Genomic DNA, 24251 nt, shown 5'->3' with positions numbered 1-24251 from the left:
ACAGTGTTAGAGCTTGTGGAACGTAACAGGTTGAGGCTTGCCGCGAATGCCTAAGGCCTTTGGCGCAAGGCCGTCAGGAAACGGTAGCCGGGCGCGAATGGTTGCTTTAAAAGCATCTGCTCCCACCGACTACGAGGCTGACCATGGCATTGAGAGCCGACGACCTGATCGACCGCCGCCGCTTGCGCCGCAAGCTGACATTCTGGCGTATCGCGGCGATTATCGTCGCCGCAGCCGGGCTGATCGCCTTTTCGGCGTGGATCTATGGTGACGACTTCACCAGCGCGGCTGTCGACCACATCGCCAAGGTCAAGATCGAAGGTACCATCACCGAAGACGAAGAACTGATCAAGCGGCTGGAGGCCATCCGTCAGTCGCCGCGCGTCAAGGCTGTGATCCTGTCGATCGATTCACCCGGCGGCACCACCGTCGGTGGCGAGTCGATCTATGAGGCAGTGCGCAAGCTCGCCGCCGACAAGCCAGTGGTGGCCGAGGTCGGCACGCTCGCGGCTTCGGCGGGCTACATGATCGCCACTGCGGCCGACCATATTGTCGCACGCAAATCCTCGATCGTCGGCTCGATCGGCGTGCTGATCCAGTACCCGGACGTCAGCGGCCTCATGGACAAGCTCGGCGTCAAGCTGGAGGAGGTGAAATCCTCGCCCTTGAAGGCCTCGCCTTCTCCCTTCAAGCCGACCAATGACGATGAGCGGGCCATGGTCCGCAAGCTCATCCTCGACAGCTACGACTGGTTCGTCGGCATCGTCGCCGAGCGCCGCAATATGACCAAGCCAGAGGCGCTGGCGCTCGCAGACGGGTCGATCTTCACCGGCCGGCAGGCGGTCGCCAACAGATTGATCGACGCGGTCGGCGGTGAAGCCGAAGCGATCGACTGGCTTGCAGGCAAGGGTGTCGATGCCAAGCTCAAGGTAGTGGAATGGAAGGATACGGAAAAACGCGGCGGTTTCCTGTTCTCCAAGGCGATGGCGCAGACCGTCGGCGCTGCGCTTGGCCTGCCCGGCCATGGCGGCGACGTCCTTCACGAAATTGGAGCGGACCGCTTGTTTCTTGACGGTCTCGTTTCCGTCTGGCACCCTTGAGGAACCGCTTGGGACGAGTGAAAAACCAAATAAAATCATTCTGATAATTTCGGCGGCACTGCTTTCACGGGGAGCCTTTTCATGATCAAATCCGAACTTGTTCAGATCATCGCCACGCGTAATCCGCATCTTTTCCTGCGCGACGTCGAAAACATTGTCAGCGCTATCTTCGATGAAATCACCGACGCGCTTGCCGAGGGCAACCGGGTCGAGTTGCGCGGCTTCGGCGCGTTTTCGGTGAAAAACCGCCCTGCCCGCACCGGCCGCAACCCGCGCACCGGCGAATCCGTGGAGGTTGAGGAGAAATGGGTACCGTTCTTCAAGACCGGCAAGGAATTGCGTGAAAGGCTGAACGGAGGCAAATAGGCGCGGCACGCGCCACCGCTCCTGCCTTTTCTTCCGAACGGAAAAACATGTTCAATCGCTTCATTCTCATCGTGGTTTTCGTGCCGCTGGCCGTCATCCTGATTGCGCTGGCCGTCGCGAACCGCGAACCGGTAGCCTTCACACTCGATCCGTTCAATCCCGGCAATCCGGCGCTGACGCTGACCGTGCCGCTCTTCATTTTCCTGTTCCTGGCGCTGGCTATCGGCATGATCGTCGGCAGCCTGGCGACCTGGATCAAGCAGGGCCGCTACCGCAAGCTGGCGCGCCAGCGCGGCGCCGAGGCCGAGAACCTGCGCCAGGCGGTCAGCCGCGCGCCCACCGCGTCGCAGAGCCCAGTCTTGCCGAAGCCGACGAACTGAGCCGCGGCTCGGGCCTGAGGCACAACCGGCCTAGTCCTCCACGGAGCCTTTCATGCTGACCATTTCCGCCGCCGAGGTCGACCGCGCGCTGACCTTTTCCGGGCTGGTCGAGACGTTACGCACCGCCTTTCGCGATGGCGCCGTGCAGCCGGTCAGGCACCATCACACTGTCGAGCGGCCCGATGGCGCCGCCTCGACGCTGCTTTTGATGCCGGCCTGGACCGACTTCAACGCAGCCGGCACCTCGGCCGATGGCCATATCGGCGTCAAGATCGTCACCGTGTCGCCTGACAACAATGCTGTCGGCAAGCCCGCGGTGATGGGGCTTTACCTCTTGCTCGACGGCGCCACAGGCGAGCCTCAGGCCTTGATCGATGGCCAGAGGCTGACACAGTGGCGCACGGCCTGTGCCTCGGCGCTGGCTGCCTCCTATCTGGCCCGCGAGGATGCATCGCGGCTGCTGGTGGTCGGCGCCGGCGCGCTGTCGCCATTCCTTGCAAAGGCTCATTCGGCGGTGCGTCCGATCAAGAACATCCGCATCTGGAACCGCACGTCGTCGAATGCCGAAAAGGTCGCGGCAAAATTGCGTGCCGAGGGTTTTGCGGCCGAAGCAGCAGGCGATCTCGACGCCGAACTCGGAAAGGCCGATATCGTATCGTCGGCGACCATCACCACCATGCCACTGATCAAGGGCGCACTCTTGAAGTCCGGCACCCATGTCGATCTGGTCGGCGGCTTCACGCCGGCGATGCGCGAAAGCGACGACGACGCGATTGCACGCGCCCGCGTCTATGTCGACACCCGCGCCGGCGCCACCAAGGAAGCCGGCGATATCGTCCAGCCGCTGGCCTCCGGCGTTCTGAAGCCGGAAGCCATTGTCGCCGACCTCTATGAACTGGCGCGCGGCCAGAAAAAAGGCCGGCAGAACGACGACGAGATCACGCTGTTCAAGTCGGTCGGCGCAGCCCTCGAGGACCTCGCCGCCGGCATTGCCGTGTATCGGGCAAGCGAAAGGGGAGTAGGGGAGTAGGAACCGCACTGATCGTGCGGCGCCGCGCCAGCTATGTTTCCTGTCACGTACTCCCCTACTGCCCTACTGCCCTACTCCCTTTGCCAATAAACCCGCAGCCGGTGGCTGTCGGGATCAAGCGCGACGAAGGTGCGGCCGAAATCCATGTCGGTCGGCGTCTGCAGAATTTTCAGCCCGCGGCCGGCCCACTCGGCATGGGTGGCGTCGACGGCACCCGGCGTGTCCAGCGCAAAGACGATCTCGGCGCCGCCGCCCGCTGCCGCGGCAGCCGGCTCCACGGTGTGACGCGACCAGAGGCCGAGCTTGAAGCCGTTGTCGAGCACGAACAGCACGAAGGTCGGCGAGGTCTCGACCGGTTGCCGCCCAAGCAGCGCGCTATAGAAGGCGCCGCTTTGCTCAGGCTTGTCGACATAGAGGATGACGAAATTGGGCGGTGTCATGAATTGCTCTCCAGATGGTTTCGACTGGAGGAGCATAGCGTATGCCACTGCCAGATTCTGGCAGCAGTCTCAACTGAGCAGCAGCCTTAGCTTGGCGTGTCGAGCGTCGCCCGCCATTCTTTGAGCAGCACCTGACGGCGGCGCGGATAGCGCATCTCGGTGGCGTTGAGGCCGGATATCCGATCGGCGCGAAAGTGCCTGAAATCCTGGCGCATCTCGCACCAGGCCGCGACGACGCGCACCTTGTCGAAGAAGCCGAGTGCGAACGGCCAGACGGTGCGCTCGGAGGCAGCGCCGCCGGCGTCGCGATAGACAAAGCTCAGCTTGCGCTCCTCGCGGATGGCCTGCCGCACCACGCCGAGATCGATGCCTTCTGTGACCTCGGTGCGCGACCCGACCAGCAGCGTCGAGGCATCGAGTTCCTCGCGCAAATCGTCCGGCAGCACCGCCGCGATCTTGGCCAGCGCGTCGGTGGCGGCGTTCGCAAGCCGCCAGTCCGGCTGCTTGGCCACCCAGCGCGAACCGAGAACGATCGCCTCGATCTCCTCATCGGTGAACATCAAGGGCGGCAGCATGAAACCTGGCCTGAGCACGTAACCCAGCCCCGCCTCACCCTCAATCGGCGCACCCTGCCCCTGCAGCGTGGCGATATCGCGATAGAGCGTGCGGATCGACACACCCATTTCGTCCGCGAGGCTGCGGCCGCTGACCGGCCGGCGATGCCGGCGCAGGATCTGGATCAGGTCGAGCAGGCGTTCGGCGCGGGACATGGATCGCAACCCGGTTTGATGGATGCCCAATTTGAATGGACGATAGTGCGCCTGCCCTTTCGACGGCAAGCAAGACGATCGCCGACCGGAACGTCTGCGCCCTGACGCCGTTGTCTGGCCATTATGGATATACGCGGTTTTCTGTTGTTCTGGTCGGTTTTGACCGCCATCGTCGCGGCGCTCAGCCTTGGGCCGTCTTTCGCCCATGTGCTGGAATCGGTGCCGCGGCTGACCAGATGGCGGCCTTCGCTCTGGCGTGAAACCACTGTCTTTAACGCTCAGTTCCAATTCTTCGCGATTATCGGCGCACCGCTGGACCTGGCGGCAATCGTCTGTCCGGGCCTCCTCGCCTGGATGCTGCGCAGCGATCGTCCGGCATTCTGGTGGGTCTTGGCCGCCACCGTGCTCTACCTGCTAGCGCTTGGGGCGTGGTTTGCGCTGGTCAAACCGGCAAACGATGTCCTGGCCACTTGGGTACCTGGACCGATCCCAGGCAATTTCGAAACCATCCGGAGCCGCTGGGAAACCGGCCATATGGTCGTCACCGGCTTCAAGGCCGTTGGTTTCATAGCGCTCGCAATCGGCCTGCTGTCGATCAGGCGCGGCTGATCCGGCTGCGCACGTCGGCAGCCCTTTTGTTGCGCCGGTCAATGTGCTGTGGCAGAAGCGGCCAAGCCGCCGTCCGGAGATGCGCCTTCTTGAAACCTTTTCGCGACAGACGCCGCGACAGCCGACCGCCCGCAAAAGGCGGGGCGGAGCATGTCCGGCGGCGCGACGCCAGCCCAACCGTCGGTCCGGAGCCTAAACCGCAAGACCGGTCCGAGCCAAAAGCCGCGCCGCGCATGCTCTCGCGCCGCGATGGCGCGCTGCCCGCCGAACATCTGCCGCTGATCCTCGAAGTCGGCCCCAATCAGGACTACGCGCTGCTAGACAGTGGTGCCGGAGAAAAACTCGAGCAATACGGCCCCTACCGCATCGTTCGGCCGGAGGGCCAGGCGATCTGGCAAAAGGCATTGGCGGCCAGGGACTGGGAACGCGCCGACGCCATCTTCACCGGCGATACCGACGAGGAAGGCATCGGCCGCTGGCGCTTCCCCAAGACGCCGCTCGGCGAGACCTGGCCGATGAAGCATGACGGCATCGACTATCTCGGCCGCTTCACTTCGTTTCGCCATGTCGGCGTCTTTCCCGAGCAGGCCTCGCACTGGGACCACATGGCCGGACTGATCGCGGCGGCAAAACGGCCGGTGAAGGTGCTGAACCTGTTCGGTTACACCGGCCTTGCCTCCCTGGTGGCGGCGCATGCCGGCGCCGAGGTCACCCATGTCGATGCTTCCAAGAAGGCGATCGGCTGGGCACGCGAAAACCAGGAGATGGCGGGCCTATCGAAAAAGCCGATCCGCTGGATCGTCGACGATGCCGTGAAATTCGCCGAACGCGAGGAGCGCCGCGGCAGCCGCTACGACATCATCCTGTTCGACCCGCCCGCCTATGGCCGCGGACCGAAAGGCGAGGTCTGGCAGTTGTTCGAGGACCTGCCGGCGCTGACCGATATCTGCCGCGCGATCCTGACGCCGAAGCCGCTCGCCGTGGTACTGACCGCCTATTCGATCCGCGCCTCTTTTTTCGCGATCCATGCCCTGATGCGCGACACCTTCGCCGGCATGGGCGGCACGGTCGAGTCGGGCGAATTGATCATCCGCGAGAAATCTGCCGGTCGGGCGCTTTCGACCTCGCTGTTCTCGCGCTGGGTGGCCTGAATGAGTGCGTACGAACGGCACGCAGGCGCGCCAGGGCAGGTGAAGGAAGTCACCAGCCTCGCCAACCCGCTGATCAAGGACATCAAGGCGCTCGCGCTGAAGAAATTCCGTGACCAGCAGAATGCCTTCATGGCCGAAGGCCTGAAGCTGGTCATCGACGCGCTCGATCTCGGCTGGTCGATCAGGACATTGGTCTTCGCCAAGGCCGGACGTGGCAACGCGGCAGTCGAAAAGGTCGCGGCGCGCACGGTCGCCGCCGGCGGCACGGTACTTGAAGTCTCGGAAAAGGTGCTGGTCGCCATCACCCGCCGTGACAATCCGCAAATGGTCGTCGGCGTGTTCTCGCAGAAATTGCTGTCGCTGAAGGACATCCGCGTCGAGGACAGCGATGTCTGGGTAGCACTCGACCGCGTTCGCGACCCCGGCAATCTCGGCACCGTCATCCGCACGGTCGACGCTGTCGGCGCCAGGGGCGTCATCCTGGTCGGCGAGACCACCGATCCCTTTTCGGTCGAGACGGTGCGCGCCACAATGGGCTCGATCTTCGCCGTGCCCGTCGCCAAGGCGTCGCCCGAGGCTTTTCTCGCCTGGCGAACGAGCTTTCCCGGCCTCGTCGCCGGCACTCATCTGAAGGGTGCGGTCGACTACCGCTCGGTCGATTTTTCAAAAGGCCCGGTGCTTTTGGTGATGGGCAACGAGCAGCAAGGCCTGCCTGACGAGCTTGCCGCAAGCTGCGACAAGCTGCTGCGGATACCGCAGGCCGGCCGCGCCGATTCGCTCAACCTTGCGGTGGCCACCGGCGTCATGCTGTTCGAGATCCGGCGCGACGCGCTGAAGCTCGGCCCGGAGGACGCCAGATCGTGACATCTCAAACCGTGAAACTGCAAACCATGAAGTCCTGGAGGCCGTACGCTCTTCTGGTCGTCGCCGCGATAGCGCTCGACCAGTGGCTGAAATACCTGGTCGAAACCGGCCTCGCCTTTCAGGAACGGCTCGACCTGCTGCCGTTCCTGGCGCTGTACCGCACCTACAACACCGGCATCGCGTTCTCGCTGTTTTCGTCCTTCGGCGACACCGGCCTGGTGGTCGTCGCGGTTCTGGTGGTCGCTTTCGTGCTCTATCTTGCGGCCCGCACGCCGCCCGGCCACCTGCTTGCCCGCATCGGCTTCGCACTGATCGTTGGCGGCGCGCTCGGCAACCTGATCGATCGCGCAATCTACGGCCATGTCATCGACTATGTCCTGTTCCATACGCCGGTCTGGTCCTTCGCCGTCTTCAACCTCGCCGACGCCTTCATTTCCGTTGGTGCCGTGCTGGTCGTCTTCGATGAGCTCATTGGTTGGCGGCGCGGAATGTCGAGCGATTGACCTCACTCGCCTGGCGCCGCACATTCTGATCTGCAAGCCCGAGGAGAAAACATGCCCGAAACCTTCAAAGCCATCCTCGTTTCGCGCGACGCCGAGAAAAACCAGTCGGTCGCGGTGACCGAGCTTACAGAGGCAGACCTGATGGAGGGCGACGTCACCGTCGCGGTCGAGGCGACGACGGTGAACTACAAGGACGGCCTTGCAATTACCGGCAAGGCGCCGGTAATCCGCCGCTGGCCGCTGGTGCCGGGCATCGATTTCGCCGGCACAGTCATCTCGTCCTCCAATCCTGACTGGCGCAAGGGTGACAAGGTCATATTGAACGGCTGGGGCGTCGGCGAGACGCATTTCGGCGCCTTTGCCGGGCGCGCCCGTGTCAAAGGCGACTGGCTGGTGCCGCTGCCGGACGGAATGAGCCCGCATGATGCGATGGCGATCGGCACCGCCGGCTACACCGCCATGCTTTGCGTCATCGCGCTGGAGCGCCACGGCATCGTGCCCGATCGTGGTCCGGTGGTGGTGACCGGCGCTGCCGGTGGCGTCGGCTCGGTCGCGATCTCGATCCTGTCCAGCCTCGGCTATCACGTCATTGCCTCGACCGGCCGCGCTGCCGAAAGCCCCTATCTGATCGACCTCGGCGCCGCGGAAGTGATTTCACGCGACGAGCTTGCGCAGCCGGCAAAACCGCTCGCCAAGGAACGCTGGGCCGGCGGCGTCGATGCCGTCGGCAGCCACACGCTGGCCAACGTTCTGTCGATGACCTCCTATGGCGGCGCCGTCGCCGCTTGCGGCCTCGCCGGCGGCATGGACCTGCCGGCCAGCGTCGCCCCCTTCATCCTTCGCGGTGTCTCGCTGCTCGGCATCGATTCGGTGATGGCGCCCAAGGCGGTCCGCCTCGAGGCCTGGCGCCGCATCGGCACCGATCTCGATCACGCAAAGCTTGCCAGTCTGTCGACGAGCATCGGCTTCGACGGCATCATCGGCGCCGCGCATGACATCGTCGAGGGCAAGATCCGCGGCCGTGTGGTGGTGGACATGTGAGCCTCTTGGGGAAAAAGAGCGCGACCGCTAAAATTCGAACGATCAATCACAACCTTCGATAAGCTCTGTCTGGCAGGAGTTCCGTATGATTGCGGAACCCGGCATCAGAGCGGCGGAACCAGCCGAACGGGCCGACGGGACGGCCCCCGATACGCCAGCACGGCAGCTTGTCGCCGCGCCACCGCTGGCGCCGGAATTGCCCGACGCCAACCGCGAAGGCCTGTCCTTCCTGACGCTGGTCGCCATCGTCGTGCTGGCGGGCCTGTCGCATTTGACCGGAGCGCCGATCTTCATCACCATCGGCCTTTTGGCGACAGCCATGGCCGGGCTCGCCATGCATCTGCGCAACAGGCGCACCGAGCGCCGCGCAGTGGCCCTGCTCGATGCCACCACCGCCCGCAGCCGCGCCGAAATCGAGACGCTGGCCGACCGCATGTGGGAGATGCAGGAGAGCGAGGAGCGCTTTCGCGGTCTGATCGATGCACTCGGCGATCTCGTCGTCCACCGCGACCGCGACGGCCACATTGTCTACGCCAACAAGGTTTTCGCCGACCTTGTCGAAACCGACCAGCGCGAGCTTGCCGGCAAGGCCCTGGCCGAACTAGGCATCGATGTCGGCATCGTCCCCGACGCCGCCTTTTCCGACCATGAATGCCTGAGTTCCACCGACGTCGCCATTCGCACGCCGGACGGTCCACGCTGGTTCTCTTGGATCGAGCTGTCGGTGCGCGACAAGGACAGCGGCGCCGTTTCGCATCGCGCCATCGCCCGCGACATCACCGCCCGCAAGCGCGCCGAATCCTCGCTGATCACCGCCCGCGAGCGGGCCGAATATGCGAGCCAGGCCAAATCGCGTTTCCTCGCTACCGTCAGCCACGAGATCCGCACGCCGATGAACGGCATCATGGGCATGGCCCGGCTTCTCGCCGACACCAGCCTTTCGCCCGAGCAGCGGACCTATGTCGGCGCCATCTCGACCTCGGCCAGCGCGCTGCTGGCGCTAATCGAGGACCTGCTCGACTACTCCAAGATCGAGGCCGGCCGCTTCGATCCCGAACCGCAGCCGATGTCGGTGCGTGAGATCGCCGACAATGTCGTCGAGCTTTTGGCGGCGCGGGCTTTTGCCAAGGATATCGGCCTCGGCTGTCATGTCGAACCCGACGTGCCGCAGCTGATCACCGCCGACCCCGGCAGGGTCAGGCAGGTGCTGCTCAACCTCATCGGCAACGCCGTCAAGTTCACCGACAGCGGCGGCGTCCTGGCAAGCATCGCCCGCGTCCGCACCGAAATCACCGACCGCATCCGCTTCACCATCACCGACACCGGCCCCGGTCTGCGCGAGGAGGACATGGAGCGTATCTTCGAGGACTTTGAACAGGCTGACGGCACCTCGACCCGTGCGCATGGCGGTGCCGGCCTCGGTCTTGCCATTTCCAAGCGCCTGGTGACCGCCATGGGCGGCACCATCTCTGTGTCGAGCCGCCTTGGCCAGGGATCTGAATTCGTCTTCGAGATTCCCGCTATTTCCGCCGTCGAGGCGCCGCAGATCCGCGAGAACCCGCTGTCGGGCCGGCATGCGGTGATCGTGTCGAAGAACCCGGTCGAGGCCGAAGCCATCGCCCGCACCATTCGCGCCAATGGCGGCACGGTCGATCTGGCCACCGCCGCCGCCCAGGCCACCGCTTTCGCCGAGGGCTGTGACGTGCTGCTGATCGATGCTGCCATGGAGCAAAGCGACGGCAGGCTGCTCAGGCGCCTGCGCCAGAGCGGATTTGCCGAGTGCGAGGCAGTGACGCTGATCGCGCCGACCGACCGCGGCATGCTTGGCGAATTCCGTGCCAATGGTTACGCCACCTTCCTGGCGAGGCCGGTGCGCGGCGAGACACTGCTGCGCGTGCTTTTGACCAGCCACGCGCCGGTCATCGCCGAGCCGCAACTGCAAAGGCGCGGCGCGCAGGCGGGGCATGCCATTGGCGCCCGCCAGCAGGGCCTGTCGGTGCTGATCGCCGAGGACAACGACATCAATGCCATGCTGGCCCGCGCCACGCTGCTGAAGGCCGGGCATCGCGTGAAAGTGGTCGGCAACGGCAAGGCCGCGGTCGAGGCGGTCATCAGCACCGGCCACAAGCACCGCTACGACGTGGTGCTGATGGACTTGCACATGCCTGTCATGGACGGCCTGGACGCCATCGCCGCCATCCGCCGCCATGAGGAGGAGACCGCGGTGCCGCCGGTGCCGATCATGGTGCTGTCGGCCGACAGCCAGGAAAAGACCCGCCACGCCGTGCTCGCTCACGGTGCCAGCGGCTTCGTCACCAAGCCGCTCGACCCCGATGCCCTGGTTCATGCCGTCGAGGGGCAAGTGGCCGCCTGAGGCACAACATAGACGGTTGATAGATTACCCAGCCGACGAAGTATTGCCCGCAGAGCCGTATCACGGTACTGTCACAATCCTGTTGCACCTACACCGTATCCCCGTGCCAAGAGGGATGGCTCGAAGGAGAATCACTCGTGCATACAGTCATGCCGGAATGTGATGCTCGGCCGAACGCCAGCGGGCCTTTGCTCGTCGGCCGGAACGCCGATGCCGTCATAAAAGGCGCATCGCTCGGCCGCATCGGCAATCTCGAAGTGCGGCTCGCCCGCAACGAGGCCGAGATCGCTGCCGCGCAGGAAGTGCGCTACCGGGTGTTCTACGACGAGCTTGGTGCCAGGAAGGACCTGTTCCAGATGCAGGACCGCCGCGATGCCGATCGCTTCGATCCCCTCTGCGATCATCTGCTTGTGTTCGATACTTCGCTTTCCGGCCCCGAGCATCGCCGCATCGTCGGCACCTACCGCCTGCTGCGGCAGGAGATTGCCGCAGCGGCCGGCGGCTTCTATTCCGAAGGCGAATTCGAGCTGACCAAGCTGATCGCGCGGCATCCCGGCCAGCGGTTCCTCGAGCTCGGCCGCTCCTGCGTTCTGCCGGAATACCGCTCGAAGCGCACCATCGAGGCGCTGTGGCAAGGCATCTGGGCCTATATCAACCATTACGGCATCGGCGTGATGACCGGCTGCGCGTCGTTCCACGGCACCGTGCCGGCGGCACATGCCGAGGCGTTGACCTATCTTGCCCACCACTGCCGGACGAATTCATCCTGGGACGTGCGCGCCGTCGCCGGGCGCTATTGTTCCATGGACCTGATGCCGATCGAGGCCGTCAACACCAAGGCGGCGATCGCCGCGATGCCGCCGCTGGTCAAGGGCTATCTGCGCGTCGGCGCGCGCATCGGCGACGGCTGCGTCATCGACCGTGAATTCTCGACCGTCGACGTGTTCGTGGTGATGCCGGTCAAGGAGATCGGTGCCCGCTACGTCAATTATTATGGCGGAGAAGCGCAGCGGTTTGCGGCCTGAGTAGGGGAGAGAAGGCAACGGCCGGAGTAGGCAAGTGCTCTGCTCTATTTTACCCGACGTAGCGGTATTCCCTACTCCCGTACTGCCTATTCCCCTACTCTCCTAACTTACGCATCCTTCTCAGCTTGCTCATTCACCGGCCCCGGCTCCACCGGCGCTTCGCTCGCCACATGCTTGGGGCCGCCCTTGGCGACGCCGACCATGGCCGGCCGCAGCACACGCTCGCCGATCGAATAGCCGGGCTGCACGACCTGCACGACTGTGTTGGCCGGTACGTCGGGATTGGGCACCTCGAACATCGCCTGGTGGAAATTCGGATCGAATTTCTCGCCCTCGGGCTCAAGCTTCTTCACGCCGTGACGTTCAAGCGCCGACAGCATGGCGCGCTCGGTGATCTCGACGCCGTCGATCAGCGCCTTGAAACCGGCATCGTCCGAAGCCTTGGCCTCCTCCGGGATGGCATCCAGAGCGCGGCGCAGATTGTCTGACACCGAAAGCATGTCGCGGGCAAAGTTGGCAACCGCATAGGCGCGCGCATCGTGCACGTCGCGGGCGGTGCGGCGGCGCAAATTCTCCATGTCGGCCGCGACGCGCAGCGCGCGATCCTTCAGCTCTTCGTTTTCCTTCAGAAGCCGCACAAGCGCTTCATAGTCGCTGTCGACGCCGCCTTCCCTTGGCTCCGCGGCAGCCTCGGTCTTCTCGGCTTCATCGGGCGCGCGTTCGTCTTTTGCCTGGTCGCTCATCGCCGTTTCCCGTCATTTTCGAATGGTGTGGATTTGCGCCCGATATCGAGGTTTGGCGGCCAAAAATCAAGGGGCAAGCGATACTGCAGCCGCTGGCCACGGCTTGAGGGCGAACAGCGGAGACTTTTCGATTTTAATTCAAACTTTACCGTATCCGACGGCTTTGCTTGCCAGGCTACTACAATGCGGGAACCATTCCTCCTGTGGAAGAGTTTCGAAGCCGACACAGGATTTTGGAAGATGTCCCGCACCAATGGCGAAAAGCACGACGCGCTCGCCGTCGATATCCGGCGCCAGCTCGGCAATGAGACCACCAAGCGCTTCCTGCGCACCCTGCCGGCATTCCGCACGGAGACGGATATTCCCGACCGCCTGAAGAAATTGCTCGACCGCCTGGATGGCATCGAAACCAACATGGTCGCAGGCGGGCGCCGTCGGTAGGCGCCGTTGCCGGCGACGCGCCCGGCGACTGTGGCCGGGATTCGTCGCATCGCGCGACATTTACCCGCAGTAACTTTGCGTGATCTCCGTCTTGCGGCAGCGCCCTGCTCCGCCTATGTTTCATGATGAACATGATTTCCCCCGAAGCTGTGGCAAACAGCAAGCGCGCCTGGTTGAAAATCCTGTCGCGCTATAAAAAGCCCGACAGGCGTCGCAGCGCCGTCGAACTCGCCATCACCCTCATCCCTTTCGCCACGCTGTGGGCATTGTCCTCGGCCGCCTATGCCTATGGCCATTGGTGGGGTCTGGTCCTCATCCTTCCGGCCGCCGGCTTTCTGGTGCGGATCTTCATGATCCAGCACGATTGCGGTCACGGCTCCTTCTTTGCCAATCGCTATGCCGACGACTGGATCGGCCGTGTGCTTGGCGTGCTAACGCTGACGCCCTACGATTGCTGGCGCCGCGCCCACGCAACCCATCACGCCAGCGCAGGCAATCTCGACGAGCGCGGCACCGGCGACATCAAGACACTGACCGTCGCTGAATACCGGCAACTGTCGTGGCGAGGCCGGCTCGCCTATCGCCTCTATCGCCATCCGCTGGTGATGTTCGGCCTTGGCCCGATATGGATTTTCATGTTCGAGCAGAGACTGCCCTTGGGCATGATGCGGGGCGGTTTCACCCCCTGGGTGTCGTCGATGTCGACCAACCTCGCCATCGCCGTCATCGCCGCGCTGCTTATCTGGTTCGTTGGCCCCGGCGCGTTTCTGGTCGTGCATCTGCCGATCGTCATCCTCGCCGGATCGGCCGGCATCTGGCTGTTCTATGTCCAGCATCAGTTCGAGGAGACGGAGTGGACAAAGGACTCAGAGTGGGAATTCCAGCACGCTGCCCTGCACGGTTCGTCCTATTACGACCTGCCGCCGGTGCTGAACTGGATCACCGGCAATATCGGCGTCCACCACGTGCACCACCTTTCGGCCAAGGTGCCGTGCTACCGGCTTCCGGAAGTGCTGAGGGACTATCCGGAATTGCGTGAGATCGGCCGCGTCACGCTCCTCGACAGCCTGCGCTGCGTCAAGCTGGCGCTGTGGGACGAGACCCGCAGCAAGCTGGTATCGTTCCGCGAAGCGCGGATGGCCGTGTAGGCGCACCGCCGCACCTAAGGCGCGTCGCGCTCGACCAGCCTCATGCGACGCGCTCTTTATCGCAAAACCGCTGAACACACTTTTGCGCGACATGCGTTAGGGGTGCGGCAGGCTCCAAATTCCGAGCTTAAGCCGCCTGGCGTTGGTCGCGCATCAGGATCTCGCCTTGGCGGATCTCGGTGGCCAGCACTTTCAGGCATTCGCGCATGAACGCGGCAAGGCCCGGCCAGCCCTTGGCCGACACCAGATTGCCGTCGACATGGGCGCCGGTCGGCGCAACATCGATATAGATGCCGCCGGCCAGCGTGACTTCCGGCTCGCAATATTGCAGTGCCGCGACTTCGCGGCCGCGCACCACGCCGTCGACTGCGATCAGGATCTGCACGCCGTGGCAGATGGTGAAGATCGGCTTTCCCGTCTCATGGAAATGCCGCACCAGCGCCTGCACGCGTTTGTCGATGCGGATATATTCCGGCCCGCGCCCGCCCGCCGCGTGGACGGCATCGTAGTCGGCGGGATTGACCTCGGAAAACGTCTTGTTGAGGATGTAGTCGTGGCCGAGCTTTTCCGTATAGGTCTGGTGGCCCTCGAAGTCGTGCAGCGAGGTCTTCAGGATATCGCCCGCCTTCTTGTCGGGGCAAACGACATGGACGGTGTGGCCGACCGCATGCATGGCCTGTTCAAAGACGAAAATCTCGTACTCCTCGCTGAACTCGCCAACGAGCATCAATATCTTCTTGCCAGCCATATCCTCCCTTGTGGCCACATTTATTCGGATCACGAAATAATGGGCCTATCCTAAGGCGGAGAGGCGCAAAAAGGCTGAATCGGGAATGTGGTCCGACCAGACAGGCTTCCGGCCCTCTGGAGCAGATCAGCCGGGGCGCACCCGCCGCCAGGAATATTTCGGGCCTTTGGGCTCCGGCTTCACCGCCGGCTGATAGAACAGCGGCAGTCCGCCTGTGCGGCCTTGCTCGAGCCGCTTCAGCAGCACCGGGTGCGAGATCTCGAATTCGTCGAAGCCGAGGCGCAGCATATGCGGCAGCTGGTCGATAAGCACCTGCCCGGTGGCGCGCATGGCGCCGGTGAAGTGGTAACGGCTGCGCAGCAATTCGCCCTTGGAGAACGAGCGGCCGTCATTGAACGCCGGAAAGGCCAGCGCCACCAACGACAGCTGGTCGAGCAGGCCGGCGATCTTGTCGAGCTGGTCGCCGGGCTGCAGCAGCACGCCGATGCGTTCCTTCGCCGACCGCCGCACCTCCGGATCGAGGCCGAGAAACGCCTGCAACGGCAGGATGAAACGGCCATTGCCGACCAGCGCCTCGGCGCTTTCGGCATGAACCCACTCGTCCTCGCGGAACCCATCCGGTGTCCACAGCCGCGTGCCGTTTTCGGCTATCAAGTCGCTCATCAAGAAAATTCCCAAGTCCAAAGAGTCTAAAGTGCGAAGCACCTCAGGGTGCGTTGAGATTCAGGTCAGGCCGAGCCGGAGCCGAAGGCGGGCGCGAAGCGACCAAACTGCGTTGCTTCCGAAAACCGGAGCGGAGCGTACTCTTTGGTACGCGAGCACCGGAAGCGCAGGAAGCCGCCATTTGCAGGCCGGCTGAATATCAATATGCCCTAAAGTGAGGCGTCAGTCAGCGACCTTTCCAAACCCGACAAGTGGATGCCGCATTCGGTCTTGGCGTGCCCGGCCCAGCGGCCGCTGCGCGCGTCGTCGCCCGGTTGCACCGGCTGCGTGCATGGGAAGCAGCCGATCGACAGATAGCCATAGGCGACCAGCGGGTTTTCACGCAGCGCATGCGCGCGCATGTAGCCGGCCTGGTCCGATGTCGTCCAGTGCGCCAGCGGATTTATGCGGATGCGCGAGCCGACCGCCTCGAACACCGGGAGCGCTGCCCGGGTCGCCGCCTGGAAGCGCTTGCGGCCGGTGAACCAGGCGCGGAACGGCTCGACGCCGCGCGCCAGCGGCTCGACCTTGCGCACGTCGCAGCAGGCGTCGGTGTCGGTCTCGTTCAGATTGCCGGTCGGGTCGATCCTTGCCAGCGCCGCATCGTCGGGCCTGATCACCCGGATATCGGTCAGCCCGAAATCGGCGGCCAGCGCGTCACGATAGCCGAGCGTCTCCTCGAAATGCTTGCCGGTGTCGAGAAAGATCACCGGCAGCGTGCGGTCGATCTCGGCGATCATGTGCAGCAGCACCGCCGAATCCGCGCCGAAGGACGAGACGGCGGCGATTTCGCCGTGAAAGAATTCCCGGGTTGACCGCTCGATGATCTCCAGCGGCTTCAGATGGCCGTAGAGCGCGTCGAGACCCGCCGCTTGGGCGGCGATGCCGGCCTCGACGTCGACAATACGGTCAAGCGGCCTTGGCTTCGCCAGCATAGAGCGCCTCCTTGAACGGCGCAGGACCGACACGGCGGTAGGCGTCGATGAATCTTTCGTTTCTGTCCAGCCGAAGCCCGAGATAGGTCTCGACGATCTGCTCGATGGCATCGGTGATCTCTTCCGAACTGAAGCCGCGGCCGATGATCTCGCCGACCGAGGTGTTCTCGTCGGCCGAGCCGCCGAGCGTCACCTGGTAGAGCTCGGCGCCTTTCTTCTCGACCCCGAGGATGCCGATATGGCCGACATGGTGATGGCCGCATGCATTGATGCAGCCGGAAATCTTCAGCTTCAATTCGCCGATCTCGCGCTGGCGCTCCAGTGAGGCGAAGCGCCGCGAGATTTCCTGCGCCACGGGAATCGAGCGCGCCGTCGCCAGCGCGCAATAATCGAGGCCGGGGCAGGAGATGATGTCGCTGATCAGGTTCGAATTGGCCGTCGCCAGCCCGATATCGACAAGCGCGTCATAGACCGCCTTGAGGTCGGCCCGCGCGACATGCGGCAGGATCAGGTTCTGCTCGTGGCTGACGCGCAGCTCGTCGAATGAATATTTTTCGGCAATGTCGGCGACCGCTTCCATCTGGCTGTCGGAGGCATCGCCCGGCGTCTCGCCGATGCCCTTGAGCGAGATGGTCACCGCCGCGTAGTCGGGATGGCGATGGGTGACCACATTCTGGTCCAGCCATTCGGAAAAGCTCTTGGAGTCGAGGCGGGCAAGCTTGACCGCCTCGTCGCCTTCCGGCCGATCGACAAGCGGAGGCGGCGCGAAATAGGCGTCGATGGCGCGGATGTCTTCTTCCGGCAGCCTCAGCTCGGCGTCCTTCAACGCCTGCCATTCGGCCTCGACCTGGCGGGTGATCTCCTCGACGCCGGTCTCATGGACCAGGATCTTGATGCGCGCCTTGAACTTGTTGTCGCGCCGGCCATAGAGGTTGTAAACGCGCAGGATCGCCGTGCAGTAGGACAACAGATCCGCTTCGGGCAGGAAGTCGCGGATCTTCTTGGCGACCATCGGCGTGCGGCCCTGACCGCCGCCGACATAGACGGCGAAACCGAGCTCGCCGGCGGCGTTCTTCTTCAGGTGCAGGCCGATGTCGTGCGTCTGAATGGCGGCGCGGTCGCGCTCGGCGCCGGTCACCGCGATCTTGAATTTTCGCGGCAGGAACGAGAACTCCGGATGCACCGAGGACCATTGCCGCAGGATTTCGGCATAGGGGCGCGGATCGGCAACCTCGTCAGCGGCGGCGCCGGCGAAGTGGTCGGCGGTGACGTTGCGAATGCAGTTGCCGCTGGTCTGGATGGCGTGCATCTCGACGCTTGCCAGATCCGCCAGGATCGCCGGAATGTCCGACAGCGCCGGCCAGTTGAACTGGATGTTCTGGCGCGTCGTGAAATGGCCGTAACCCTTGTCGTATTTGCGGGCGATGTGGCCGAGCATGCGCAGCTGCTTGCTGTTCAGCGTGCCATAGGGCACCGCGATGCGCAGCATGTAGGCATGCAGCTGCAGATAGACGCCGTTCATCAGCCGCAGCGGCCGGAACTGGTCCTCGGTGATCTCGCCGGCAAGGCGCCGCGCGACCTGGTCGCTGAACTCGGCGACGCGGGCCTTGACGAAATCGTGGTCGAACTCATCGTAACGGTACATATTCAGGTCTTTCCGGGCGCGTCCGCCCGTTATTTTCTTCGTTCGAGCATGATCGGGACCATGCTTGTGTCATCTATGCCGCGTGGGCGGCTTGCGGACGGGCCTGCTTGCCCAGATCGTGACGGGTGGTCGGGCCGGCGGCACGGATCTTTTCACGCAGCCGGACCGCTTCGACCGTGCCGTTGGCCACGGTCACGTCTATCAGGTTGACGTCGACCACTTCGTTGTTGGCGGAGGCCTTGGCGCCGATCGCCTCCAGCCGGTCCTCGGCCGCCTTGTCATGGGCGATGTCGGCATGGTCGATGGTCTCGGCCCAGCCGCCATTGGCGTACCAGACGGCTATGCCGTCGGCGAGGCGGTTCGCGGTCAGGACTTTCATTGGTTCACTCCTTGCGCGGCAGCACGGGCCACGCTTTCCTGCCTGTGTGCCGCCAGCGGCTCGGACCGTTCGAAATTGGCGCCGGCGACGGCGTCGCCGATGATTGTCATCACCGGGCCGCTGAGGTCGGCGCGCGCCTCCAGCGACGGCAGGTCGGCGAGCGTGCCGTGGAAACGGCGGCGGTTGGCAAGGCTGGCATTCTCGACCACGGCGACGGCGGTATCCGGCGACAGGCCGGCTTCGATCAGCCGGCCGGCGACCTCGGCGGCGACCGAGCGCCCCATATAGACGGCGACCGTCGCGCCGGAAATGGCGAGCTTTGCCCAGTCGGGCAGCGAATTTCCCTTGAGGTCGTGGCCGGTGGTGAACACCATCGACGACGACACGCCGCGCAGCGTCAGCGGCAGTTCGAAATCGGCGGCGGCGGCGAAGGCCGCGGTGACGCCCGGAACCACTTCGTAGGCGACGCCGGCATCGCGAAGTGCCGCCATCTCCTCGCCGGCCCGGCCGAACACCAGCGGGTCGCCGGACTTCAGCCGCACGACGCGCTTGCCGGCGTGGCCAAGCTCGACCAGCAGCGCATTGATTTCGGCCTGGCTCTTGGAATGGCAGCCCTTGCGCTTGCCGACCGGCAGGCGCTCGGCATCGCGGCGGCCCATGGCGACGATCGCCTCCGGCACCAGCGCGTCATGGACGATCACGTCGGCTTCCATCAGCAGGCGATGGGCGCGCAGCGTCAAAAGGTCCTCGGCGCCGGGACCGGCACCTACAAGCGCGATATGGCCCGATGCCGGTTCTGTCGAAAGCAGCAGGCCGACGGCCGCATCATGCGCCTGCGAAAGCTCGCCTGCCTCGACAGCTCGGGCCGGCGCGCCGCCAAAGAAATCGCTCCAGAAGCGGCGGCGGGCATTGCCCTTCGGCAGCAGTCTTTCGGCGGTGTCGCGAAACGAAGCGGCGAGCGCCGCGAGCGGCCCGAGCGAGGGCGCCAGCATGCGGTCGATGCGGCTGCGCAGCATCTGCGCCAGCACCGGGCCGGCACCTTCCGTGCCGATGGCAATGGCGACCGGCGCGCGGTTGACCAGTGCCGGCGTGAAGAAATCGCATAGCTCCGGCCGGTCGACGGCATTGACCGGAATGCCCAGCCGGCGCGCATCCCCGGCAACGCGGCGATCGAGCGCCTCGTCGCCGCTGGCGGCAAACACCATCACCGCACCATTGAGATGTGCCGCATCATAGGCGTCGGCGATGTGGGCGGCCCCCGTCTCGGCGATAAAGGCCAGCAGCTCCGGGCTTGTTTCATCGCTGACGATGCGCAGCTCAGCGCTCGACTGCGCGAGCAGCCGCGCCTTGGCCAGCGCTTCCTCTGCGCCGCCGACGATGGCTACGGCTTCGCCCTCGACCCGCATGAAGACGGGAAAGGCATTGAGCTTGGGCGTGGCTTGCGGCATGACGAGCGGAATCCTGGAACCTTTTGTCAGTTCTACGCGGGGGCGCGAAAAACCAGAAGGCACCCACTCGCGCATCGCTTCGTAGCAGGCAATCTCTTTTCTGCAAGCATGAAGGCCAAGAGAAAAATATTCCACATTCAAATGCGGAGCAGATTGAAGCTGCTGTTGCAGCCCTTGATCCGCTGCCTTTTTAGCGGCCGGAGGAGCTAACCACAAACCAGATTTTTCTAAATTCTATCAATTTAGTAGATTAAGCCGCCGGATGCTGACCGAGCGATCGACGGCAGCCCGCGCTCTCGCCGACCCTGTCGGAGCACCGGGTCCGAGTGCCGGAACATTCCCGCCTCGGTACGCGTTTGCCCTATGGACCCGGGCCGGTCACACCCCTGCGGCAAAGGCCCGGCGGTGGGTTCGAAAATCAAAAAGGAGCGCCCCATGAGCAACGTCAGACTGAAACGCGGACTGTGGATCGTGGTGGCAGATGGCGAAAAGGCGCTGTTCCTCGAGAACCGTGGAGACGTCCAATATCCCGACCTTCAAGTCGTGCACGAGATGGAACAGGAAAATCCGGCAACCCGAGAACAAGGCACGGACCGCCCCGGCCGCTACAGCGACGGCCCTTCAATCCACCGCAGTGCGGTCGAGGACACCGACTGGCACCGTCTCGGCAAGGAGCGTTTTGCCGAAGAGATTGCCGACAGGCTCTACAAGCTCGCCCATCGCGGCACATTCAAGGAGATCGTGCTGATCGCGCCGCCGCCGGTGCTGGGCGACATGCGCAGGAAACTGCACAAGGAGGTCACCGACAAGTTAACGGCCGAAATTCCAAAGACGCTGACCAACCACAGCATATCCGATATCGAGAGCCTGCTGCAGGCGAGCTGATCGGGCATCGGCGGCGTGCAATTTCCTTATTAATCCCAGGCTGGAGCAGGTCCTCCCGTCAAGGATGGGGAGAGGGGGTCGCCAGCGCTGGGGATCCCCCTTCTCCCCGTTCTTCACGGGGAGAAGGTCCCGGCAGGGAATGAGGGGCAGCGCCGACGATTGACAAAACTCAGCCGCTCAAACGTGCTGGCCGCCGTTGATGTGAATTTCCGAGCCGGTCACGTAGGACGCCTGCTGCGAGCACAGGAAGAAAATGATGTCGGCAACTTCCGCCGTGGTGCCCAGCCGCCTCAGCGGGATCGTCTCGACGATTTTTTCCGTGCCCGGCGACAGGATCGCCGTATCGATCTCGCCCGGCGCAATCGCATTGACGCGGATGCCGTGCGGGCCGAAATCATGCGCCATTTCGCGCGTCAGCGAGCCGAGCGCCGCCTTCGATGTCGCATAGGCGGTGCCGGCGAAAGGATGCACGCGGGTGCCGGCGATCGAGGTGACGTTGACGATCGAGCCCTTGGCCGAAGCCAGCTCCTTGAACAGACCGCGCGCCAGCATGATCGGGGCGAAGAAATTCACCTGGAAGACGTCGCGCCAGACATGCATCGGCGTGTCGATCGAGTTCATGCGGCTGTTGCCGTCCTTGAGCTTCGGCGAGATGCCGGCATTGTTGACCAGCGCATGCAGCTGGCCGCCATGTGCTTCCAGGCGGTGGCGAATCTCGGAGATGGCGATGCCGACATCCTCCTGGTCGGCGAGATCGACCTTGATATGGTCTTCCGGGCCGGCCGGCCACGGGCAGTCCTCGGCAAAGGCCTGGCGCGAGCAGGTGATGACGCGCCAGCCTTCGCGTGAAAAGCGCTTGACCGTGGCATGGCCGATGCCGCGGCTGGCGCCGGTCAGCACGATCGTCTTTCTGGTGTCGAGTTCAGCCATGTCGCTTGTCTCCAGGCGGACATGTAGCGGAACACGGTCGCGGTTGCGAGGGGGATCAGCCTCAGCCGCCCGTCAGAATATCCAATATCGAGGTCTGCCGCTTCTTGACCGGGCCGCCGACGTCGCCGGGCGGCACCGGGTGCTTGATCGATCCGGTGGCGCTGTCGACGCCCGGCATGGCCAGGCCGCCGGCATCGACCGTCTCGGCAGGACGCACGGGACGCGAAACCGGCTGGGTCGCTGCTGTAGATGGCGCCGATTGGCCGACGGAAGCGACCGGCCCCGGCGGCGCCGTGTCGGACGGTATGTCGTCCGGGACGATGGTGTCGGGTGGCGTCGATTTCCAGGTTCCAGGCAGCGGCCGCACCGGCACGCCCTCATGCGCGGCGACCATGAACTCGTGCCAGGCCTGCGCCGGCAGCGCGCCGCCGGTGACCTTTTTCATCGCGCTGCCGTCATCATTGCCGAACCAGACGCCGGTGGTCAAATTGGCTGTATAGCCGATGAACCAGGCGTCGCGCGAATTCTGGCTGGTGCCGGTCTTGCCGGCCGCCGGCCAGGCGAACGCCGCCTTCCTGGCAGTGCCGATCTCGACCGTGCCGGTCATCATCGAGTTCATCATACCGACGACATCGGGCTTGACGACGCGCGGCGCACCGCCGCCATTGTTTTCGTAGAGCACCTTGCCGTCACTCGTCGTGACCCGGCGGATGAAATGGATGTCCGGCTTGTAACCGCCATTGGCGAAGGGAACATAGGCCGAGGTCAGTTCCAGCGGCGTCACTTCGGAGGTGCCCAGCGCGATCGAGGTGTTGGCCGTCAGCTCGGACTGGATGCCCATGCGGTGCGCCGCCTCGACCACCGCATTCGGCCCGACTTCCATGGTTAGCTGCGCGGCCACCGAGTTCAGTGATTTTGCCAGCGCCGTCGCCAACGTCACCTTGCCAAAATATTTGCCGCCGTAATTGTCGGGCGTCCAGTTGCCGATCTTGATCGGCGCGTCGTTGCGCACGCTGTCGGGCGTGCGGCCGGATTCCAGCGCCGCCATATAGACGAACGGCTTGAACGCCGAGCCCGGCTGCCGGCGCGCTTCCGAGGCGCGGTCGAACTGGCTGGTCGAATAGTCGTAACCGCCGACCATCGCGCGCACCGCGCCGGAATTGTCGATCGACACCAGCGCGCCTTGGCTGACATTGAGTTTTTTGCCGCTCTGGTCGATCAGCCGGCGGATCGATTGCTCGGCGAGCTTCTGCAGCGTCAGATCGACGGTCGTGTCGACGACGATATCGCGGCGCACGTCGCCGATCAGATCGGGCAGTTCTTCCATGATCGTATCGGCGACGTAGTTTTCCGAGCCGGTCCAGTAGGACGGCGCGCGTGTCGCCGGCGCGCTCATTGCCGTGGTCTGCTCCTTGGCGCTGATCTTGCCCTCGTCGCGCATCGCGGCGAGCACCAGCTGCGCGCGCTGCTCGGCCGCCTTTGGATCGCGCGCCGGCGACAGCCGCGACGGCGCCTTGAGCAGGCCGGCGAGAAGGGCGGCCTCCGACAGCGTGACGTCACGCGCGCTCTTACCGAAATAGCGGCGCGAGGCCGCTTCGACGCCATAGGCGCCGGAGCCGAAATAGACCCGGTTGAGATACATTTCGAGAATCTGGTCCTTCGTATGCTTGTGCTCCAGCCACAGCGCCAAGAGCACTTCCTGCACCTTGCGTTCCAGCGTGCGGTCCGGCGTCAGGAACAGGTTCTTGGCCAGCTGCTGGGTCAGCGTCGAGCCGCCCTGCGAAAAATGCCCGCCCAGCACATTGGTCACCATGGCCCGGGAAAGGCCGATCGGGTCGATGCCGAAATGCGAATAGAAGCGGCGGTCTTCGATAGCGATGACGGCCTCGGGAATATAGGGCGACATTTCGTGCAGGCCGACGGCCTCGCCGCCGCTCATGCCGCGATTGCCAAGCAGCTGGCCGTCGACCGAGACGATCTTGATGTTGGGGGCGCGATCGGGAATGGCCCAGGTGGTGGCCGCCGGCATTTTCGCGCCGTAATAGACGACGATGCCGGCAGTGGCGATGCCGCCCCAGATGGCCAGCACGAAGCACCAGTAGAACAGCCGGCCAAGCACGCCGAACACGCCGCGCCGGCTTTTGCCGCGCCCGCCACGAGACGGCTTGGCCTTGGTCGATTTGCGCTTTGCAGCGGCTTTACGGTTGCTCGGCACGACGCGGTCCTCCTCGCTCACCGAAAAACCGGCCGAGGATCTCGCCCCCGGCGATGCCTCGAAGCTGGGCTCGATGCGGTTGTCTTTCCGGTTCGCCATGCGCTGTGCTGTCTTCCCGATGCTTATGGCGTTGGGGTTGAAGACTAGATGCGGCGATTTAAGGGCGGGTTAAGTCGGGAAAAATCGAAGTAAAGTGTATTCAACCGTTTGCGGAGCAGGCGCGGCCCGCGACAGCGCCAAAGCCGGAAATGAAAAAACCCGCCTCGGCGGGCGGATTGTTGGAGCCAATGAGCACCATAGCGACATTAGTAGCATAGTTGCCGGCACAAAGCAAGAACAAAATACGCGTTGCCGCACAATAGTCGTTCGGTTGCGCTGC

At 64.2% G+C, this 24251-nt stretch carries 25 protein-coding genes; 14 read left to right on the top strand and 11 right to left on the bottom strand.

All coding sequences use genetic code 11. From position 1 onward, the window contains the following. Nucleotides 1-143: 143 nt before the first annotated feature. The 4 genes from sppA (at nt 144) to lhpI (ending at nt 2876) form a co-directional block, all read left to right on the top strand. Nucleotides 144-1100, top strand: coding sequence for a signal peptide peptidase SppA (gene sppA, locus NKJ13_RS00460; RefSeq protein ID WP_352737509.1), 957 nt, complete (start codon nt 144-146; stop codon nt 1098-1100). Between the two features lie 81 nt (nt 1101-1181). Continuing rightward, the gene (locus tag NKJ13_RS00455) at nt 1182-1466 is read left to right on the top strand and encodes an integration host factor subunit beta (RefSeq protein ID WP_023675261.1); all 285 of its coding nucleotides are present in this window, start codon (nt 1182-1184) and stop codon (nt 1464-1466) included. Between the two features lie 47 nt (nt 1467-1513). Then, nucleotides 1514-1846, top strand: a complete 333-nt coding sequence (locus NKJ13_RS00450; RefSeq protein ID WP_352649557.1) for a LapA family protein — start codon at nt 1514-1516, stop codon at nt 1844-1846. Between the two features lie 52 nt (nt 1847-1898). Continuing rightward, on the top strand, nt 1899-2876 hold the full coding sequence (lhpI, locus tag NKJ13_RS00445) for a bifunctional Delta(1)-pyrroline-2-carboxylate/Delta(1)-piperideine-2-carboxylate reductase (protein ID WP_352506605.1): 978 nt from the start codon (nt 1899-1901) through the stop codon (nt 2874-2876). A 71-nt stretch (nt 2877-2947) separates the two neighbouring features. Here lhpI and NKJ13_RS00440 read toward each other — a convergent pair whose 3' ends face one another. Next, nucleotides 2948-3316: a VOC family protein gene (locus tag NKJ13_RS00440; protein ID WP_352506606.1), complete on the bottom strand. Its 369-nt coding sequence runs from the start codon at nt 3314-3316 to the stop codon at nt 2948-2950. Between the two features lie 86 nt (nt 3317-3402). Further along, nucleotides 3403-4086 (bottom strand): helix-turn-helix transcriptional regulator, encoded by a 684-nt coding sequence (locus NKJ13_RS00435; protein ID WP_352506607.1) that lies wholly within the window; start codon nt 4084-4086, stop codon nt 3403-3405. Between the two features lie 123 nt (nt 4087-4209). Here NKJ13_RS00435 and NKJ13_RS00430 point away from each other — a divergent pair, with 123 nt between their 5' ends. The 7 genes from NKJ13_RS00430 (at nt 4210) to olsB (ending at nt 11653) form a co-directional block, all read left to right on the top strand. Continuing rightward, the gene (locus NKJ13_RS00430) at nt 4210-4695 is read left to right on the top strand and encodes an anthrone oxygenase family protein (RefSeq protein WP_352506608.1); all 486 of its coding nucleotides are present in this window, start codon (nt 4210-4212) and stop codon (nt 4693-4695) included. Nucleotides 4696-4784: 89 nt separating this feature from the next. Then, the gene (locus NKJ13_RS00425; RefSeq protein ID WP_352776968.1) at nt 4785-5846 is read left to right on the top strand and encodes an RsmD family RNA methyltransferase; all 1062 of its coding nucleotides are present in this window, start codon (nt 4785-4787) and stop codon (nt 5844-5846) included. After that, nucleotides 5847-6710 (top strand): TrmH family RNA methyltransferase, encoded by an 864-nt coding sequence (locus tag NKJ13_RS00420; RefSeq protein WP_352476400.1) that lies wholly within the window; start codon nt 5847-5849, stop codon nt 6708-6710. It abuts the gene before it with no gap. A 26-nt stretch (nt 6711-6736) separates the two neighbouring features. Continuing rightward, nucleotides 6737-7213 (top strand): signal peptidase II, encoded by a 477-nt coding sequence (gene lspA, locus NKJ13_RS00415; protein ID WP_352506692.1) that lies wholly within the window; start codon nt 6737-6739, stop codon nt 7211-7213. A gap of 51 nt (nt 7214-7264) precedes the next feature. Further along, nucleotides 7265-8254, top strand: a complete 990-nt coding sequence (gene acuI, locus NKJ13_RS00410) for an acrylyl-CoA reductase (NADPH) (RefSeq protein ID WP_352506610.1) — start codon at nt 7265-7267, stop codon at nt 8252-8254. An 85-nt stretch (nt 8255-8339) separates the two neighbouring features. Further along, nucleotides 8340-10628, top strand: a complete 2289-nt coding sequence (locus NKJ13_RS00405) for a hybrid sensor histidine kinase/response regulator (RefSeq protein ID WP_352506611.1) — start codon at nt 8340-8342, stop codon at nt 10626-10628. Between the two features lie 149 nt (nt 10629-10777). Continuing rightward, the gene (gene olsB, locus NKJ13_RS00400; protein WP_023675251.1) at nt 10778-11653 is read left to right on the top strand and encodes a l-ornithine N(alpha)-acyltransferase; all 876 of its coding nucleotides are present in this window, start codon (nt 10778-10780) and stop codon (nt 11651-11653) included. 107 nt (nt 11654-11760) lie between these two features. Here the strand turns inward: olsB and grpE are convergent, their stop codons facing one another. Beyond that, nucleotides 11761-12396 (bottom strand): nucleotide exchange factor GrpE, encoded by a 636-nt coding sequence (gene grpE, locus NKJ13_RS00395; protein WP_352506612.1) that lies wholly within the window; start codon nt 12394-12396, stop codon nt 11761-11763. Nucleotides 12397-12636: 240 nt separating this feature from the next. Between grpE and NKJ13_RS00390 the strand changes: the two genes are divergently transcribed. Further along, nucleotides 12637-12837, top strand: a complete 201-nt coding sequence (locus NKJ13_RS00390) for a hypothetical protein (RefSeq protein WP_254816803.1) — start codon at nt 12637-12639, stop codon at nt 12835-12837. 125 nt (nt 12838-12962) lie between these two features. Next, the gene (locus NKJ13_RS00385; protein WP_254816802.1) at nt 12963-13985 is read left to right on the top strand and encodes a fatty acid desaturase; all 1023 of its coding nucleotides are present in this window, start codon (nt 12963-12965) and stop codon (nt 13983-13985) included. Between the two features lie 127 nt (nt 13986-14112). Here the strand turns inward: NKJ13_RS00385 and NKJ13_RS00380 are convergent, their stop codons facing one another. From NKJ13_RS00380 to cysG, 6 genes are all read right to left on the bottom strand, one after another. Then, nucleotides 14113-14733, bottom strand: coding sequence for a DJ-1/PfpI family protein (locus NKJ13_RS00380; protein ID WP_352506613.1), 621 nt, complete (start codon nt 14731-14733; stop codon nt 14113-14115). 126 nt (nt 14734-14859) lie between these two features. Further along, nucleotides 14860-15396 (bottom strand): DUF934 domain-containing protein, encoded by a 537-nt coding sequence (locus NKJ13_RS00375; protein ID WP_254816801.1) that lies wholly within the window; start codon nt 15394-15396, stop codon nt 14860-14862. Between the two features lie 209 nt (nt 15397-15605). Further along, on the bottom strand, nt 15606-16370 hold the full coding sequence (locus tag NKJ13_RS00370; protein ID WP_352506614.1) for a phosphoadenylyl-sulfate reductase: 765 nt from the start codon (nt 16368-16370) through the stop codon (nt 15606-15608). Next, on the bottom strand, nt 16345-18015 hold the full coding sequence (locus NKJ13_RS00365; RefSeq protein ID WP_352506615.1) for a nitrite/sulfite reductase: 1671 nt from the start codon (nt 18013-18015) through the stop codon (nt 16345-16347). Before NKJ13_RS00365 ends, NKJ13_RS00370 begins: the two co-directional genes overlap by 26 nt. 73 nt (nt 18016-18088) lie before the next feature. Continuing rightward, the gene (locus NKJ13_RS00360) at nt 18089-18394 is read right to left on the bottom strand and encodes a DUF2849 domain-containing protein (protein ID WP_352506616.1); all 306 of its coding nucleotides are present in this window, start codon (nt 18392-18394) and stop codon (nt 18089-18091) included. Further along, nucleotides 18391-19842, bottom strand: coding sequence for a siroheme synthase CysG (gene cysG, locus NKJ13_RS00355; protein WP_352506617.1), 1452 nt, complete (start codon nt 19840-19842; stop codon nt 18391-18393). Before cysG ends, NKJ13_RS00360 begins: the two co-directional genes overlap by 4 nt. Before the next feature lie 435 nt (nt 19843-20277). On the opposite strand from cysG, the gene NKJ13_RS00350 reads away from it, so the two are divergent. Further along, nucleotides 20278-20727, top strand: coding sequence for a baeRF12 domain-containing protein (locus tag NKJ13_RS00350; RefSeq protein ID WP_352506618.1), 450 nt, complete (start codon nt 20278-20280; stop codon nt 20725-20727). A 177-nt stretch (nt 20728-20904) separates the two neighbouring features. Here the strand turns inward: NKJ13_RS00350 and NKJ13_RS00345 are convergent, their stop codons facing one another. Both NKJ13_RS00345 and NKJ13_RS00340 read right to left on the bottom strand, forming a co-directional pair. Continuing rightward, complete coding sequence (locus NKJ13_RS00345) at nt 20905-21657, bottom strand: SDR family NAD(P)-dependent oxidoreductase (protein WP_254816795.1); 753 nt, start codon at nt 21655-21657, stop codon at nt 20905-20907. A gap of 61 nt (nt 21658-21718) precedes the next feature. Next, nucleotides 21719-23971 (bottom strand): transglycosylase domain-containing protein, encoded by a 2253-nt coding sequence (locus NKJ13_RS00340; RefSeq protein ID WP_352506619.1) that lies wholly within the window; start codon nt 23969-23971, stop codon nt 21719-21721. Between the last annotated feature and the right edge of the window lie 280 nt (nt 23972-24251).

This window comes from Mesorhizobium sp. M0174 (assembly GCF_040322275.1).
In the GTDB taxonomy this organism is placed as follows: Bacteria; Pseudomonadota; Alphaproteobacteria; order Rhizobiales; family Rhizobiaceae; genus Mesorhizobium.
This window is presented reverse-complemented; position numbering and strand designations above follow the sequence as displayed.

Bases quoted from the DNA above. Each gene is read 5' to 3' on its own strand.
- NKJ13_RS00350 (WP_352506618.1), top strand. From the start codon at position 20,278: ATGAGCAACGTCAGACTGAAACGCGGACTGTGGATCGTGGTGGCAGAT.
- NKJ13_RS00440 (WP_352506606.1), bottom strand. From the start codon at position 3,316: ATGACACCGCCCAATTTCGTCATCCTCTATGTCGACAAGCCTGAGCAA.
- NKJ13_RS00420 (WP_352476400.1), top strand. From the start codon at position 5,847: ATGAGTGCGTACGAACGGCACGCAGGCGCGCCAGGGCAGGTGAAGGAA.
- NKJ13_RS00435 (WP_352506607.1), bottom strand. From the start codon at position 4,086: ATGTCCCGCGCCGAACGCCTGCTCGACCTGATCCAGATCCTGCGCCGG.
- lspA (WP_352506692.1), top strand. From the start codon at position 6,737: ATGAAGTCCTGGAGGCCGTACGCTCTTCTGGTCGTCGCCGCGATAGCG.
- lhpI (WP_352506605.1), top strand. From the start codon at position 1,899: ATGCTGACCATTTCCGCCGCCGAGGTCGACCGCGCGCTGACCTTTTCC.
- sppA (WP_352737509.1), top strand. From the start codon at position 144: ATGGCATTGAGAGCCGACGACCTGATCGACCGCCGCCGCTTGCGCCGC.
- NKJ13_RS00450 (WP_352649557.1), top strand. From the start codon at position 1,514: ATGTTCAATCGCTTCATTCTCATCGTGGTTTTCGTGCCGCTGGCCGTC.
- NKJ13_RS00340 (WP_352506619.1), bottom strand. From the start codon at position 23,971: ATGGCGAACCGGAAAGACAACCGCATCGAGCCCAGCTTCGAGGCATCG.
- NKJ13_RS00370 (WP_352506614.1), bottom strand. From the start codon at position 16,370: ATGCTGGCGAAGCCAAGGCCGCTTGACCGTATTGTCGACGTCGAGGCC.
- olsB (WP_023675251.1), top strand. From the start codon at position 10,778: ATGCCGGAATGTGATGCTCGGCCGAACGCCAGCGGGCCTTTGCTCGTC.
- NKJ13_RS00430 (WP_352506608.1), top strand. From the start codon at position 4,210: ATGGATATACGCGGTTTTCTGTTGTTCTGGTCGGTTTTGACCGCCATC.
- grpE (WP_352506612.1), bottom strand. From the start codon at position 12,396: ATGAGCGACCAGGCAAAAGACGAACGCGCGCCCGATGAAGCCGAGAAG.
- NKJ13_RS00455 (WP_023675261.1), top strand. From the start codon at position 1,182: ATGATCAAATCCGAACTTGTTCAGATCATCGCCACGCGTAATCCGCAT.
- cysG (WP_352506617.1), bottom strand. From the start codon at position 19,842: ATGCCGCAAGCCACGCCCAAGCTCAATGCCTTTCCCGTCTTCATGCGG.
- NKJ13_RS00380 (WP_352506613.1), bottom strand. From the start codon at position 14,733: ATGGCTGGCAAGAAGATATTGATGCTCGTTGGCGAGTTCAGCGAGGAG.
- NKJ13_RS00375 (WP_254816801.1), bottom strand. From the start codon at position 15,396: ATGAGCGACTTGATAGCCGAAAACGGCACGCGGCTGTGGACACCGGAT.
- acuI (WP_352506610.1), top strand. From the start codon at position 7,265: ATGCCCGAAACCTTCAAAGCCATCCTCGTTTCGCGCGACGCCGAGAAA.
- NKJ13_RS00345 (WP_254816795.1), bottom strand. From the start codon at position 21,657: ATGGCTGAACTCGACACCAGAAAGACGATCGTGCTGACCGGCGCCAGC.
- NKJ13_RS00360 (WP_352506616.1), bottom strand. From the start codon at position 18,394: ATGAAAGTCCTGACCGCGAACCGCCTCGCCGACGGCATAGCCGTCTGG.
- NKJ13_RS00390 (WP_254816803.1), top strand. From the start codon at position 12,637: ATGTCCCGCACCAATGGCGAAAAGCACGACGCGCTCGCCGTCGATATC.
- NKJ13_RS00365 (WP_352506615.1), bottom strand. From the start codon at position 18,015: ATGTACCGTTACGATGAGTTCGACCACGATTTCGTCAAGGCCCGCGTC.
- NKJ13_RS00405 (WP_352506611.1), top strand. From the start codon at position 8,340: ATGATTGCGGAACCCGGCATCAGAGCGGCGGAACCAGCCGAACGGGCC.
- NKJ13_RS00385 (WP_254816802.1), top strand. From the start codon at position 12,963: ATGAACATGATTTCCCCCGAAGCTGTGGCAAACAGCAAGCGCGCCTGG.